Below are 14,831 nucleotides of genomic sequence, written 5' to 3' on the forward strand. Positions count from 1 at the left end.
GCCCCGGCCCTCGCTTTCATGGGCTGGGGCCGATTCTCGCGTTTCCTGTTAGCCGAAGCTCTTCCGGCCTTCGATGGCTCGCCCCAGCGTCACCTGGTCGGCGAACTCCAGATCTCCCCCGTGCGGCACGCCGCTGGCGATCCGCGTGACCTGGATCCCCATCGCGCCGAGCTCCCGCGCGAGCAGGAGCGCGGTCGCCTCTCCATCGACGGAAGGCGGGGTGGCGACCAGCACTTCCCTCACCGGCTGCTCGGGATCGCGCACGCGCGCCCGGAGCGCCTCGAGCGGCAGCTCCTCGGCGCCGACCCCCTCGAGCGGCGAGAGGAGCCGGCCGAGCACGAAATACCGCCCGCGCATCGCCCCGCTCCGCTCGATCGCCAGGAGGTCCTGGACGCGCGCGACAACGCACAGGAGCGCGCCGTCGCGCCGCGTATCCAGGCAAATGGCGCAGAGCGCCCGGCCGTCGTCGTCGAGCTCGGCGATGTGGCCGCACCGGATGCACGGCCTGATGTGATCGCAGAGCTCGACGAGCTCGCCGCCCAGGTCGCGCGCGGTATCCTCGCCGGCGGTCACGAGGAAGAGGGCGAAGCGCTGCGCGGTCTTCTCGCCGACGCCCGGCAGGCGCGCGAGCAGCTGGGCGACCCGAGACAGCCGGCCGGGCAGGCCGCCGGGCGCGCTCCGGAAGCCGGCCGAGGGCGCGCCCCGGTCGCCGTTCGGGACCTTCGAGGAGCCGGGGAGCGACGCCGGGGAACGCAACGCCGTCAAGTGTGCATGCCGGGGAGCTTGACGCCGCCGGTCACCTTGGTGATCTCGGTCTCGACGAGCTTGTCGGCCGCGTCGAGCGCCGAGTTCGATGCGGCCACGATGGCGTCGAGCGCCATCTCCAGGCCCTCGCTCGCGAGGAAGGCGGGGTCGACCTCGATCCGGCGCAGCTTGCCCTCGCAGGAGACCACGACGGTGACCTTGTCGCCGGCGGCGGTCGCGCTCACCTCGCGGTCCTTCAGCTCGCCCTTCACCTGGTCGATCTTGCGCTGCACGCGCGCCGCCTGGCGAACCAGCTCGTTCATTCCGCCGCGAAATTGCATATTCAGATCGGCGTCTATGCCGTGAACCGCGCCGCGCCGCAACCGTGAAGGGGAGGGGAACGGGGGGCGAGGTGGGGCGCTGGACGCGCGGCCCGCCGACGCAGCGCGCGGCCGTTCGACGCAGCGCGCGGCGGCACCACGGGCGCCGCCCTCCGGGGCCGCCCGCCGCGAGCGGGCTCCTCCGGCTCTTCAGGGGGCTCGTTGGCGCGCTCTCCAGGGCCTCCTTGGCGCGTGCGGTGGCGCGGTTCCGGCTGGTTCCGGCCGGTTCCAGCCCCGGCGCGGGCGGGGTGCATTTTGTGCGGCAATTCTGGCAGACTCTCCGGAATGCAGGGCGACTTCCGTACCGGCCACAGCTGCGGCGACGCGCCCGCGAGAAGGTGCTAGTCGAGCAGCGTATGAGCTACGTCGTCCTCGCGCGGAAATGGCGCCCGCAGTCCTTCGAGGATCTCGTCGGACAGGAGCACGTCTCCACGACGCTCGCCAACGCCATCGCGCGGGATCGCGTCGCCCACGCGTTCCTCTTCACGGGCGTCCGCGGGGTCGGCAAGACGACGAGCGCCCGCATCCTCGCGAAGGCGCTGAACTGCGTCCGCGGCCCGACGGCGACGCCCTGCCAGACGTGCGCGCCGTGCGCCGAGATCACGATCGGCGCGGACGTCGACGTCCAGGAGATCGACGGCGCGAGCTACAACGGCGTCGACGAGGTGCGCAAGCTCCAGGAGAGCCTGCCGTACCGGCCGGCGCGCGACCGGTTCAAGATCTTCATCGTGGACGAGGTCCACATGCTCTCGAACGCGGCGTGGAACGCGTTCTTGAAGACGCTCGAGGAGCCGCCGCCGCACGTGAAGTTCATCTTCGCGACGACGGAGGTGCACAAGGTCCCGGTCACGATCCTGAGCCGGTGCCAGCGCTACGACTTCAAGCTCATCGGGGCGCAGGCGATCGCGGCGCGGCTCCGCTGGGTGCTCGATCAGGAGAAGATCCCCGCCGACGACCCGGCGCTCAGCGCGCTCGCGCGGGAGGCGGCGGGGAGCATGCGCGACGCGATGAGCCTGCTCGACCAGGTGATCGCGTGGGTGGGGACGAGCGGCGATCGCATCACGGCCGAGGGGGTGGCGAAGGTGCTCGGCGTCGCCGACCGCGTCGTGCTGCACCGGCTCGCGGGCGCGCTCGTGGACGGCGACCCGGCGGCGTGCGTGCGCATCGTCGGCGAGCTCGCGCAGGAGGGGTACGATCTGCCCCACGTGGCCCGCGATTTCCTCGCGCACCTGCGCGATCTCGTGGTGGCCAAGGTCTGCGAGGATCCGGCGCCGCTCCTGGATCTCGCGGACGAGGAGATCGCCGACACGCGCGCGCTCGCGGCGCGGGCGGACGCGGACGATCTCACGCGGCTGCACCAGGGCTTCTCGCGCGCGTTCGACGACATCGCCCGGAGCGGCCAGCCGCGCGCCTCGTTCGAGATGGCGCTCGTCCGGCTCGCCCGGAGGCCGCCGCTCCTGCCGATCGACGAGCTGCTGCGCCGCCTTGGCGATCTCGAGCGGCGCCTGAACGGCGGAGGCGGCGGCGGGGGTGGCGGCGGCGGCGCGCCGGAGCGCGGGCCGCAGCGGCCCGGCGCGCCGTCCGGCGGAGCGCCTGCGCCCCGGCGCGGGGCGGCTTCGGCCGAGGCTGCGCCCGAGGACGCGCGCGCGTCGGGCGCTGCGGCGGTCGGCGCGGCGAGGGCGAACGACGCGCCGGCGTTGAACGGCGCGGCGGCGGCGAACGGCGTGGTGAGAGCGAACGGTGCGGCCGCCACCGGCGCACCGGCGAACGGCGTCGCCTTCGCGAGCGGCGCAGCGGGCGCGGGCATGGCGGGGAGACCGACTGGCGCGGCGCCGGCGAATGGCGTGGCGGCGGTGAACGGCGCGGCGGCGAACGGCGTGGCGGCGGCGAACGGCGTGGCGAGGGCGAACGGTGCGGCGGCTGTCTATGGCGCGCCGGGCGGGAGCGGGGTGGCGCGAGCGCACGGCGGCATGGCGGCGAACGGCGCTGTCGCGGCGAGCGGCGCGTCGGCTGCCAACGTCGTCCCGTTCGTGAACGGCGCGCCGGGCGTGCACGGCGCCGCGACCAGCTTCGCGAGCGGCGGCGCCGCGCCGGCCTTCGCGAAGGCGCCGCCGTATGCGAGCGGCGCAGCCGCACCCGCGTACCGCGCCGACAGCGCTCCGCCACCGTCGCCGCGTGGCGCGTTGTACTCCGTTCCGCAGAGCGCGCCGCCGTTCGTGGCGCCCAGCTTTACGCCGAGGTCGAGCGCGCCGCCCTCGGCGCAGACCCCGGCGCCGGCGTCGAGCGCGCCGCCCGCGGCGCAGACCCCGGCGCCAGCGTCGAGCGTGCCGCCGCCGCCAGCGATGAGCGCCGAGGACCTCGCCACCTGGCGCGCGGTGATCGCCGCGGTCAGGGTGCAGCGGCCGGCGCTCGCCTCCGTCCTCGAGCACGCGGCGGTGCTGGAGCTCACGCCGACCCGCGTCGCCCTCGGCTACGAGGCGAACTCGTTTTTGGCCGGCCAGGCCACCGAGCCGGTGTCCCGCGAGCTGCTCGCCCGCGTCCTCGGCTCCCACTTCGGCGCCCCCGTCGAGCTGGTCTTCGAGACGATCACCCGCGGCAGCGCCGGCCCGTCGCTCGCCCAGGTCGAGACCGCCGAGCGCAAGGCCCGCATCGATGCTGCCAAGCGCGCCGTGGCCGACCACCCGCTCGTCACGGCCGCGATCGAGCTGCTCGGCGCGGAGCTCAAGGACGTGCGGCTCGCTCAGGACTTCGCAGAGGGGTGAGGGCCCCGGGCCGGCGCGCCATGCGCCCTGGCGCGCCGAGTCAGGCGTGGTGCGCGGCACCGATGAGCCGCGCGCGGCTCGCCAGGAGCTCCGCCCGCTCCTCCACCGTGCCAGGGCCGACGTCGATCACCTCGAAGCCCGCCGCGCGGTAGAGCGCGCCGAGCCGCTGGTTGATCCGCTCCGCCTCGGCGGCGCGCGCCTCTCCGCTCTTGCCCCAGCGCGGCTCCTGGAGCTCCGGCATCACGGCGAACAGGAACACCAGCGCATAACGCTCGAACGCGGGCTCGCCTTCCGGCCAGGGATACTCCGCCTCTCCGCTCGTGCGCAGGTAGTACTCGACCGGATCGAGGTACCCGCGCTCCAGCCAGTCTCCCTCCCGCGCGTCCGCCTCGATCGCCTTCTGGGTCTCCAGCACCCGCGCGGCGAACTCTCGCTTTCGGCACATCGGACAGAGATGCTCCGGTGTGTCGATCGGGCGAAACGGCGCGTCCGGCGCGTGGCCGTGGGTGCGCGCGCCGAGCTCGTCGAGCACGCGCCGGTGCGCCTCGCCGTGCACGCGGTAGCCCCGCGTGGACGCGAGGTGACGGAGCGTCGTGGTCTTGCCGCACGAATAGGCCCCTGTCGCCACGAAGAGAGGTTTGCTCATCGCCATCCCACCTAGCGCCGCGCCCACCACACCGAGCCAGCGTTGCGCTCGATCGCTCGCCCGGCGCGGGACATGAAGTGAGCGACGGCCTCCATGACGCCCGCGTGATCCTCGTTGTGGTCATGGCCTGCAAGGACGGCGCCCGGCTTGAGCCTGGGCCACCACGCCTCGAGATCGGCGAGCACGGCCGCGCGATCGTGCGAGCCGTCGAGGAACACGAGATCCAGGCTGGCGTCGGCGAAGCGCGCGGCCGCGTCCGTGGACGCCATCCGGAGGACGTTCGGCTGGATCCCGAGCGCCGCCATGTTCGCCCTGAACGCGCCCGGCACGTCCTCCGCCGCGAGCATGGCGCGATACCTGTCGGCGTACTGGTCGCTCGAGCCTCCCCAGGTGTCGACGCAATGGAGCGCGACTCCATTCTTTGCGGCGAGCCGCCCGACGTACGCCGTGGAGAGCCCCTTCCACGAGCCCACCTCGACCATCGCGCCTCCCCGGATGGGGCGCACCAGCGCGCGGTAGGCGAGGCCGTCCTCCTCGGAGAACCAGCCCTGGATGGGCGCGACCCGGTTCACCGGGAACAGCGCGAGCAGCGCCGCTAGCTTCTGCGCCGGATCGCGGTACTCGTACTGCCGGTCGCACAGCTTGACGAAGCAGCGGGCGTCGTGCGCGATGAACAGGGGCCGCTCGATCACGGCGAATTTCTTGAGCGACGTGGACCGCTCGGGCTCCCGCTCCCCTCTCCGGATCTCATCGGCGTTCGTCGCGAAGATCACGTCTTCGTGCCGAATCGGCCGCCCTTGATCCGGGCCGTCGGTCCAGGCCCTCTCTCCGGGGTATCCGGCGCGGTCGGTGCCGTGCTCGAGGAGGCGAGTCAGCTTGTCCGCCTCGCTCGCGCGGAACAGGAGAGGGTGAGGAGTGCCGTGCCCCGCGAGCTCGTCCAGTACCTCCTCGAGGAAGAGCAGGTTCCGGCCGATGTAAGGAAGGGGGATGATGAGCGGTGTCATGACGTGGGCAGCGAGGCGCGCATCGAAGGGGGAGGGCCGAGGACGCCGTCCCAGGGTTGCCAGGTGGAGGCGAGCCTCGCGTTGGGGTGGAAGATGAGCTCGTGGACGATGCCCGGGCCCGAGCGCTTCGTCTCCTCGAGCTGGGCGAGGTCGGCCTCCTCGAAGACGACATCCATGTCCTCGAAGCGGAACACCTCGACATAGTAGTAATAGCCCACGATCTGCCGCTCGAACGAGAACCGTGCGTCGGCGCTCAGCGCGTCGAGGAGCGGCTCGAGCCGGACGCGCGCGCGATCGCTGTATTTGACGACGTGGTTCTCGACCACCGCTGTCGGGTCGGTCTTCATCAGCTGCCGGAAGATCACGTTGTCCACGCCGAGCGACCGGGCGAAGCGCAGGTAATCCACGATGGGCTCGACGGCGTCGATCTGCCCGTCGAGGAGCACGCAGGAGAGGCGCACCCGGGTGCCGCCCGCCGTCGCCGCCGCCACGACGCTGCGCAGCTCGTCGGCGCGGAGGCCGTCCTTCATCACCATCAGCCGTGCGTTCCTGTCGTGATCGGGGTGGGCGCGGCTGATGTTGAGGTGCTGGATACCGGTGTCGACGATCCAGTCGATCACCCGCATTCCTTCGCGCTGCTGGAGCAGCCCCGAGCCGTTCGTTGTGAGCGTCCGCTTGCGGCCCCGGTGGGCCTGCCCGAGCGCGAGGATGCGGGGCAATCGCGGATCGTGGCTCGGCTCGCCGCCGGTCACCGAGACCGTCGGATCGAGCGGCCGGAGCGCTTCCAGGGACGCCGCCATGGCATCGAAATAGCGCCCGTCGTCGTCCTCGACGGTCTTCTGCACGGACAGGCTGCGCCCGCGCGACGCTGGCCTCAGCTCCTCGACGCAGAAGTGGCATTTCGCGTTGCAGGGCTGACGGCTGTAGATGGAGAAATTCGCGTTGCGATAGACCTCGACTGGCCGGCCCCAGAGGTCGAAGCGCACCGTGTCGCCGGCCGTGCTGTTGCCCTTGAGATCGAAGGCGCGGCTCTTCAGGCGGCGCCATTCCTCGCGGAAGGGGCGGGCGCTCACGGTAGCCTCCTCATCGCGTCGGAGCGCGCCATGAGGTCTGGGCCGAAGGCGCTGCCGTCCGGGTTGAGCATCGTGAAGTGGGTCCCGACGAGGAAGGGCTCGTCCCAGTCGTCGCGCTTCTGCGCGAAGCCATAGCGTTGCAGGTGGAACACGTTGGCGAGCTCGATGAGTCCCGCGTCGCGCACCGCCTCGACGACCCATGCGTCGCCGTCGGGCTCGGTCTTGCGCAGCCGGACATTCAGGACGAGCTGGCGATCGCCGCCGAGCGCGGAGAGGCGCTCGCGCAGGGCGCGCGCGAGGGCGAGCAGGTCGCCGTCGTTCTCGAGGAGGTGGTGGTTCACCGAGAGCTTGATCGTGGCGGGCTCGCCGAGCTTCTGGAGCCATGCGTCGAGGCCGGCCGGATCACGCGGGATCTCGACGCCGTTGGTCACGACGACCACGCGCGCGCAGCGGGGCTCGGCGCGGGCGAGGCGGACCATCTCGTCGAAGTGCGGGTGGATCGTGGGCTCACCGCCCTCGAGCTGCACCTCGAAGAAGCCCTCGGCCGGGAAGCTCGCGAGGTAGCGGTCGAGGGCGAGGAAGGTCTGCCCCCGGGGCGACGAGCAGGTGCAGCACCACGGGCAGGAGCGGTTGCAGTGGTTCGAGGTGGCCACGTAGAGCCGGTGCGGCCGCTCCGCCGTGGGGCGGTCGAGCGGCAGCGTTCCCGTGAGCGTGGCGTTCTGGGGGCGCGTCGCGGTCGGCATGGAGCCTCCTGCGAGGAGGATACGGCGGGGTGGGGAGGGGATGAAGGAGATCCTCGGATCAGCTGCCCCGCGCCGGGCGCGCCATGCGCGCCGAGGCGAAGCTCCCGTAACCGCCCTGATCGCTCCGCCGAATCGCGGCCTCGAACACGATGGCGATGCCGCGGGCGCGCAGGACGCTCGGATTCACTTCGAAGACCTCTGGTGACGTCAAGACAGAGCCGATCACGGAGCGTGAGAGCGGCACCGTCCAAATCGGCCATCGGAATGCGCCTGTCTTCCACTCGCCGCTGCATCCTGTCGTCACGATCCGGTCGCCCACGGGAGCGACCCGGATGAACGGCAGGCCCCGGAACGCGAGCCAGTCCGCGCCGGGCACGCCGAGCTTCTTCTCTTTCGAGGGATCGCTCGCGCGCAGCGCATAATCGCGCGCCGACGTGTTGTCCCACTGGAACACCGGGAGCGGCCGCTCGTACTTCCACGGCCCGAACAGGGCCTCTTCTAGATCCTCAGCGCGCACGCCTCGGAGGAGCTCGCTCACCATCCCGAGGAACTGCTGCCGGCCCGCGGTGAAGTGGAGCGCTGTCGGCTTCGTGTTGCCTTTGTTGTCCACCGCGACATCCGTCGCGAACGCGGCGGCGAAGGCGAGGCTTCGCCGCAGTTTGTCGCTCACCAGTTCGTCGCTCACCAGGTCGCTCAGGTACTTCGCAAACTCGCGCGGAGGGGGCTTGAGGTCGTGCGCCTTGGCCCCGCCGCCGTCCTTGCGATAGCGCAGCCGTTCGATCGCGGCTTCTCCACGGAAGCTCTCCAGGTCCTGTACGAGCGTGTCGAGCAACCCGCCGCGATCGAGCCCCCCCACGATCGCCGGTCGGTACGTGCCGCCGGCGCGCCAGACCAGCCTGGGCTCCGGTATCCCGTTCTTCGCCCGGTCGGCGAGGGCGTTGAGCACACCGAGTGCCGCCAGGAACGCCAGCGGGTTCTTCCCGTCCAGTCCGGTCAGCAGGAGCTCGATCATCGCTCGTCCCTCGTCCCGATATCGCCGTGCTGCTCTTCTTCGCTCCGCCGGTGATCCGCGAGCCGCAAGATCGCCTCGAGCCACGCTAGGCCGAACCAGCCGTAGCGCTCCACGAGCCGCCAGAACCGCTCGGCGATACCTGAGTCGAGCCGCGCGAGGCCGTGGTTGCTGAAGGCACCGCTCACGACCGTGTCCCCGGCGTCCAGGACGAGCTCGACGGGCTCGGAGTCCACGACGACCGGCGCAAACGGACGGCACCAGCCGTGGTGCGAGGCGATAAGATGCAGAACCAAATCGCGGTCAACGGCTTTGCGGAGCAGCAGCGCGCCCTCCTTCGTTTCCAGGAGCGCCACGGACGAGAGCTCGTGACGGGCTCCTGGCGGATATCCGGAGCGCGCGAGCGCGTGGGCCCGCGCGGCGCGATCCGCGGCGAGGAGCGCGCTCTTGGCGAGCGGCTCCGGCGCCACCGCCGCCCGATGCTCGCTGCCCCCGTGGAGCATCTGCTGGAATCGCCGATCGACCTTCCCGGCGTCGTGCCAGCGCGCCGCCAGTGCGACGTCGTGCACGACCTCGGGCGGGAGCCCGCACTGCTTGGCGAACCGCCTGGCCCAGGACGCGACGCCTCCGAGGTGCTCCCGCAGCGTCACCTCGACGCCCGTGTACGATGAGGTGTCCTCCTCGGTCGTTACGTCGCCTGGCCCCTCGTCGGTCGTGCGGACGCGACCGATGAGCGCGAAATAGCCCGGCTCGGCTCGCTGCTCTCCGTCCTCGCCCGCCAGAGCCACGGTATCGAACTGCACCAGCGCAGGGCGCCTCCTGCCCTTCGCTGCGAGAGCCTTGAGCGCCCGGCCGAGCCACGATGCCAGCACCGTCGCCGCGCTCATCTCCGCAAGCCACGCGTCGATGGCCGCGCGATCGTCGGCATCCTCGTTCACGATCGGGACGGGGATCTTCGGCCATCCAGGACCGACAAGCTCAGCGTGCTGTCGCAGGATGTCCGGGTGCAGCCGCAGCGTCGGACGCCCCGTTTGCTGCCATCGGGCGCGATCGCCCAGGTCCGAGACGGGCGCGTGGGACGAAGGATCCCAGGTGTCGGCGGCGAGGCCGCCATACGTGCTCGGGACGACGATCGTGCTGCCAGGGCAGAGCTCGCTGGGCCCGATGACACGGCTCTCGTCACCCTTCCAGAGGAGCGCGAGCCGTCGGCTCCGAGGCTCCCCGTCGTCTTCTCCTCCGGCCGCGCGCCCCTCGACGTCGGCGAGATCGGGCGCCGCGCCGCCCTGGAGCCACGCGCGCGCCGCATAGATGGGGATCGAGATCGCCTCGAGCCCGACCGGCGCGCACGCCTCGACGCGCTTCAGCACGGCCTCGCGTGCGTCCTCGTCTCGTGCCGCCTGCGCGAGCAGCGCTCCGGTCAGATCGGCGCGCCAGACGATCTGCACCTCGGGTGCATGCTGTTGATCGATCCCGTGGAGCCACAGCGAGACGTCGGGATCGACCTTGGGGCTTGGTCTCGTCTGCACCCACGCGTCGAGGTGCGCCGGGAGCATCACGGGCGCGTGCGCCCTGGGCGAGAGCAGCCTGTCGAATTTCTTCCCGGTGGGCAGCACCGCCGTCATCGCCTGGATGCCGAAATCGCGCGCTGCTTTGCCGAGCCACGTCCACGTCTCGGCGAGCGCGGTGCCATAGACCGGATCGACGTGATCTTCGGCGAGCGCGTCCGAGCGCACCAGCACCACCCCGCGCGCGTCCGTGATGTCGCCGAGACGGTTGAGCCGGCCGAAGCGCTGCCGGAGCGCGTCGAGCGAGGCGCACTCGGTCACGATCACGTCGAGATCGAAGTCGGCGCCCGCCTCGATGCATTGCGTTGCGACGAGGACCACCGGGGCCGCGGACGCGTTGCGCGTGCGGCCCGAGCGCACGAGGGGGCGGAGCCGGGCGTCGAGATCGTCCCGATCAAGGGGGCGCATGCGGCCTGTGACCAGGAAGGGATCGATGCTGCCGCCAGTCCGCTTCCGGATCGCCGCGGCCGCCTCGCGCGCCGTGGCGACGCGGTTGACGATGATGCCCACGACGCGTCCCGGCGCCGCGAAGCGGAGCGCATGCTCGGCGCATGCCTCGGCGAAGGCCGCTCGCCTCGCGTCCTCCCCGCCGTTCACCTTCACCTCCTCGAGGGTGATCGGCTTTTTCGCCCGGATTCGCCTGGCGAGTTGCTTGTCGCGGAGATCGGCATCGTTCAGTCTGAACACGCGCTCGCCTTCCGGGATGGTCGACCTGCTGCCTGGCGTGGCCGACAGCTCGACGAACTGCCAGCGATTGGGCAAGTCGCGGCTCGCCGGCAGCTTGCTGCTCGCCCACGTGCGGTACCGGCGTACCGAGAGCAGCGTCTCGCGGAACGGCTGGGCGAGGTGCACCTCGTCGAGCAGCAGGAGCGTGTCGTTGCCGAGCAGCCCCGCGTGGATCGGACGCATGACGTCGCTCACGCCGTAGCCGCGGAAGAGCAGCCGGGAGCCGACTTGGTCGACGGTCGAGACGACCACGAGCGCCTGATCGGGCCTTCGTGCCCACGCGTCGTCGCGCGGCATGCCGCCGCGGAGCTGCGCGAGCGCGAGCGGCGCCTCGTCCCTGCGCAGTCCCGCGAGCGCCCGGAGCCGATCGGCCACGGTTCGGAGGACGCCAGTCCGCGCACGGGCCAAGGCATCGGCAATCGTCCTCGCGCGCTCGGAGGCGTGATCGACCACCGTCCGCCGATCCACGGCCATCAGGATGCGCCGGGGAGCTTTGCGGCGCGCCGGCGGCGACTCGGCGTCGAGCGAGAGGTGAAAGAGCGCGATGTCGATCACCGCTGTCTTGCCCGTGCCCGTCGGCAGTTCGAGCAACGCGGGCCAGCGCCCATCGCGCACGACCTCGGCGAGCAGCCTCTTCTGCCATCGGAACGGCGTCGTGCCGTGGATCGCCTCAAAGTACGCACCGAAATCCTTCAGCGAGAGCTCAGCCATGTCCCCCCAGGGGCCGGAACAGGCCAAGGCCGAAATAGCGCCCGGCACCGAGCAGGATGGGCCCGCTCACAGGCGTGTCGAACGTGAGCGTCGCGTGTACCAGCACGCGCTGCACGGGCGGCTTGCCTGCAAGGAACGGCGGGAACCGCCGGACCTTGTCAGCGCCCGCGAGGGGCGCTGCTGGCAGGACCGTCACGCGCGACGGCCGCGGCAGCCCGATCCGCTCGCACGCGACGGCGAGCGTTGCCTCGGCCTCGGCATAGGCGGCGGCTTCCTTCTGCGGATCTCGCGCGCCGAGATCGCCCGGGTTGCGATCGAGCGCGATCGGCGTGGCGCTGGCCCAGAATGTGGCTTCGGCGCACCAGGTCGCGGGCCTCAGCGTCGACGGGGACACCTGCTCTTCGAGCCGCGCGAGGACGAGCTTGCCTATCCTGCCCAGGTGGACCGGCAGCCGCGGCGTCTCCTCGTCGCCGTCGCGCGCTCCCCGCTCCCAGGCGTCCAGCGCGCGGTAGACGGCGACCCGCTCGTCGCGCGTCGCGTCCCGCGGCAGGACCAGCGCGACGCCGAGAATCGTGCCGTCGGCGTGCTCGCTGCCGACGAACGGCAGCGGGACGTACGCGAGGTGGGGGCGCTCGCTCGGCTTGCCGGACGCGCGGTGCCCCGAGAGGATCTCGGGCGCACCGGGGCCGTACGCCGCCATCATGGCCTTGCGCACCGTCCTGGCGACGTCGACAGCCCGGACCGAGGGGAGGCGCGGGCCGGCGATCCGGCGCAGGACGACCCACCCGTCGCCGAAGAGGGTCACCGGCGAGGCGACGGTGCCGGCCGCGCGTGGCCTGACGTAGCGCTGGAACGAGGCGGGCATGACCCGTCCGGGCGTGTCGGCTTGGAGCTCGAACGTCTCGCACAAGGCCGCGAGCTGGCCCGGCCCGACGACGCGGAGCACCGCTTCGTCGCCGGCGCGCCCCGGGCCGGCGTCGTCCGGGATCCAGGTCGGTTCGGGGCGATCGTCGTGCACGCGGACGGACACGAGCGACGAGGAGTGCCCGAGCCGCGTCACGCGCGCGGCGAGCGCGTCGAGCGCCGCGCGCTGCTCCGGCGAGTGCCTCGCGTTCGGCCACGCGAAGACGATGCGCGCGGCGGCGGGATTCATCTCGGCGGGCGCGCTCGACGGGAAGGTGCGCGGCTGCCGCGTCCGTCGCTCGGGCAGGATTGACGCTGCCCTCGCCGGCCCCTCTTTCCCTTCCTTGCCGGCCGGGACGGGGGCGAGCGCCTTGCGCGCAGCCTCGAGGAAGCGCGCCTCGGCCCTGCCGAGCTTCTTTTCGGCGGCGCTGAGCGACTTTCCGCCCTCCGCCCGTGTCACGTCGAGCTCCACGCGTGCCTCGCGCACGAGGAGCATTTCGTCGTCGAGCGAGTCGACCACGCACGTGTCGTTCACCGGCACGAACACGGTCACGACCTCCCGCGCGGCGGCTTCGGGGGCCGCGATTTCGGGCGGTCCTTGCCGCTCCAGCCACTCCAGCGTGGCGCGCTCCTCTTTCGATGGATCGAGCGCCTCGAAGTGGGCCGCGGCGAGGGCCGAGAAGAGCCGCGCCGGGTGCGGCGGCCACTCGGCCCGGCCGCGGTCGTCGGCGGCGGTCGCCACATAGCGGCCGGTCAGCAGGACGACCTCGATCGCGAGCATCAGCCCTTGTCCTCGGCCTCGCCGCTCGCTGCCAACTCGCGGCTCTTCCGGATGAGGCTTGCGAGCTTCGGCGCCGGCGTGAGCGTGACGGGCGTCGGATCCCAGCCCAGGCCGAGCTTCCGCGCCCTCTGCTCGGCGTCCTTGAGAAGGGCCGCGGCCTTGTCCCGCGAGAGGGAGAAGCGCACCGGTTCGCCGCCGGTGCGGCCGACGAGCTCGAAGACGAGGGGCTCTTCCGCGACGAGAGTCGAGCGTGAGCGGAGATCGTAACCTTGGTCGCGCTGGTAGACGACGGCGGCGAGGGCCAGCGCGGCGAGGGCGGTGCGCGCCGCTGTCTCGGCCGCGTCGCGTTGCTCGGCGGGGATGCGCTTGCCCGAGCAGGTGGTCTGGAAGCGCAGGCGGCGGAGGGCACCGAGCGAGAGCACGGTGGTCTGCACGGCGTGGCTCATCGTGACGCCGCCCGCCGCCGCGTCGATGCTCGGCGCGATGTTGCCGTGGTTGATGGCCGACGGAGAGCCCTTTTTGTCCTCGCCGCCGCTGCGAGAGAACTCGACGGGCTTGCCGCCGTTGGCGAGCTTGGCCTCCTTCGGGTCGATGGTCCAGTCCTGACTCGGGTCCTTGTGCTTGAACACCGGTCCTGCCTTCTTCTCGATGGCGGCGGGATCGATGCGGCTGGCCGTCTTGACGCCGGTCGTGACGTCGATTCCGACGATCTCTGAGACGAGGCAGCGCTGGAACTTGGCGCCGTGTCCGCCTTTGGGCCCGGTGCTGTCCCACACGCCGAAGATGAGGGCTGTCGGGCAGTACTTGAACATGGCCGTCGCGTGTGTGGGGCGCGCGTCGGTGACGTCCTTGCCCACATTCGTGTGGCGGAACGGGATGCCGCCCAGCACGCTGTCGCGGAGGAGCGCGTCGGCGATGCGGTGTGGGGCCTGCAGCGCGGTGATCTGCTCAAGGTCATCGAGCCCCGGCGCTTTCGAGAAGTCGACCTGCACAACCGGGAAGGAGAGCTCTCTCCGTCGCCATCCCTCGAGCAGCGCCTCCTCGAGGCGGTTCGCCTGAGAAGCTACCGAGTCGAGGAGCACTGTACTCACCTCGCGCCCGTCGATGCGCCGCTGCTCCATCGCGTACTTCGTGGTTGCGTTGCGCTCCTTCACGTAGGTCGGCGGGAAGACCTTGTCTCCAGGGCCGCCCGCGGGATCGAGGCGCGTGATCGTGCGGATGGCGGCGACGTCGCCGGCGACGGCGTTCGCGAGGGTATTGAGATCGAGAGAGCGCATCGGTCCTCCGTGGGCGGAATGTGGGCGAACAACGCGAAAAGCTCCAACGCGGCGCACGGCGGGGCGAGCTCATGCGGCAGAGCGCCGGTTACGCGCGGCCGATGAGACGATACTTTTCATTGCAGAGGCGACGGTGAATGGGAAGGGGGCGATGCCCTACTATGCAGATTTGCGTAATCCATAAGAATTTGCCTGACGCCGTGACGGGCGCAGCCGAGCTCTTCTTGCTTTGTCGAAGCTCAGGCTGCCCCAGGCCGCCGTAGCCGGAGTCGAGCTGGGGGCGGCATGGGAGCGTCGGCAGGGGAGAGGCAAGCGAGACGTGCGCGATCTATCGACGGGATTCAGGCCTTCCCGTGGACAGCGCTGTTCGCAGCGCGGCGTTACCGGTGAGGAGTCGCGCGGAGGTACACGGTTGCGCTTGCCGGGCGTTCCGATGAGCTGGCCAGAATTTCCTGAGCGAGTGACGGACGAGCAGCGCGAGCCGCTGATCCGGGCGACGCCGCTCCC

11 protein-coding genes are annotated in these 14,831 nt (G+C 71.6%); 1 reads left to right on the forward strand and 10 read right to left on the reverse strand.

The genetic code is table 11. The features are described from left to right. Positions 1–48: 48 nt before the first annotated feature. Complete coding sequence (recR, locus tag WMF19_RS01480; protein ID WP_272097343.1) at positions 49–765, reverse strand: recombination mediator RecR; 717 nt, start codon at positions 763–765, stop codon at positions 49–51. Next, entirely contained in the window at positions 762–1,085 is a 324-nt protein-coding gene (locus WMF19_RS01485) for a YbaB/EbfC family nucleoid-associated protein (RefSeq protein WP_272097344.1), read from the reverse strand. Before WMF19_RS01485 ends, recR begins: the two co-directional genes overlap by 4 nt. Before the next feature lie 395 nt (positions 1,086–1,480). Between WMF19_RS01485 and dnaX the strand changes: the two genes are divergently transcribed. Then, positions 1,481–3,886, forward strand: coding sequence for a DNA polymerase III subunit gamma/tau (gene dnaX / locus WMF19_RS01490; RefSeq protein ID WP_437897434.1), 2,406 nt, complete (start codon positions 1,481–1,483; stop codon positions 3,884–3,886). Positions 3,887–3,926: 40 nt separating this feature from the next. Here dnaX and WMF19_RS01495 read toward each other — a convergent pair whose 3' ends face one another. The 8 genes from WMF19_RS01495 to cas7g are packed head-to-tail and all read right to left on the reverse strand — an operon-like array spanning position 3,927 to position 14,324. Continuing rightward, a complete protein-coding gene (locus tag WMF19_RS01495) occupies positions 3,927–4,532 on the reverse strand; it encodes an AAA family ATPase (RefSeq protein ID WP_437897436.1) in 606 nt (201 codons plus the stop codon). Positions 4,533–4,543: 11 nt separating this feature from the next. Beyond that, the gene (locus WMF19_RS01500; protein ID WP_437897437.1) at positions 4,544–5,536 is read right to left on the reverse strand and encodes a class I SAM-dependent methyltransferase; all 993 of its coding nucleotides are present in this window, start codon (positions 5,534–5,536) and stop codon (positions 4,544–4,546) included. After that, complete coding sequence (locus tag WMF19_RS01505; protein WP_437897438.1) at positions 5,533–6,609, reverse strand: radical SAM protein; 1,077 nt, start codon at positions 6,607–6,609, stop codon at positions 5,533–5,535. Before WMF19_RS01505 ends, WMF19_RS01500 begins: the two co-directional genes overlap by 4 nt. Beyond that, positions 6,606–7,352, reverse strand: a complete 747-nt coding sequence (locus tag WMF19_RS01510) for a radical SAM protein (RefSeq protein WP_437897439.1) — start codon at positions 7,350–7,352, stop codon at positions 6,606–6,608. The genes WMF19_RS01505 and WMF19_RS01510 overlap by 4 nt, the downstream gene beginning before the upstream one ends. A gap of 58 nt (positions 7,353–7,410) precedes the next feature. After that, on the reverse strand, positions 7,411–8,364 hold the full coding sequence (locus tag WMF19_RS01515; RefSeq protein ID WP_437897441.1) for a type I-G CRISPR-associated protein, Cas3-extension family: 954 nt from the start codon (positions 8,362–8,364) through the stop codon (positions 7,411–7,413). Beyond that, the gene (cas3g, locus tag WMF19_RS01520) at positions 8,361–11,363 is read right to left on the reverse strand and encodes a type I-G CRISPR-associated helicase/endonuclease Cas3g (protein WP_437897442.1); all 3,003 of its coding nucleotides are present in this window, start codon (positions 11,361–11,363) and stop codon (positions 8,361–8,363) included. The genes WMF19_RS01515 and cas3g overlap by 4 nt, the downstream gene beginning before the upstream one ends. Further along, positions 11,356–13,047: a type I-G CRISPR-associated protein Csb2 gene (csb2, locus tag WMF19_RS01525; protein ID WP_437897443.1), complete on the reverse strand. Its 1,692-nt coding sequence runs from the start codon at positions 13,045–13,047 to the stop codon at positions 11,356–11,358. The genes cas3g and csb2 overlap by 8 nt, the downstream gene beginning before the upstream one ends. After that, complete coding sequence (gene cas7g / locus WMF19_RS01530; protein WP_437897444.1) at positions 13,047–14,324, reverse strand: type I-G CRISPR-associated RAMP protein Csb1/Cas7g; 1,278 nt, start codon at positions 14,322–14,324, stop codon at positions 13,047–13,049. Before cas7g ends, csb2 begins: the two co-directional genes overlap by 1 nt. Between the last annotated feature and the right edge of the window lie 507 nt (positions 14,325–14,831).

The organism is Sorangium sp. So ce124 (assembly GCF_051525235.1).
GTDB classification, from domain to species: Bacteria; Myxococcota_A; Polyangia; order Polyangiales; family Polyangiaceae; genus Sorangium; species Sorangium atrum.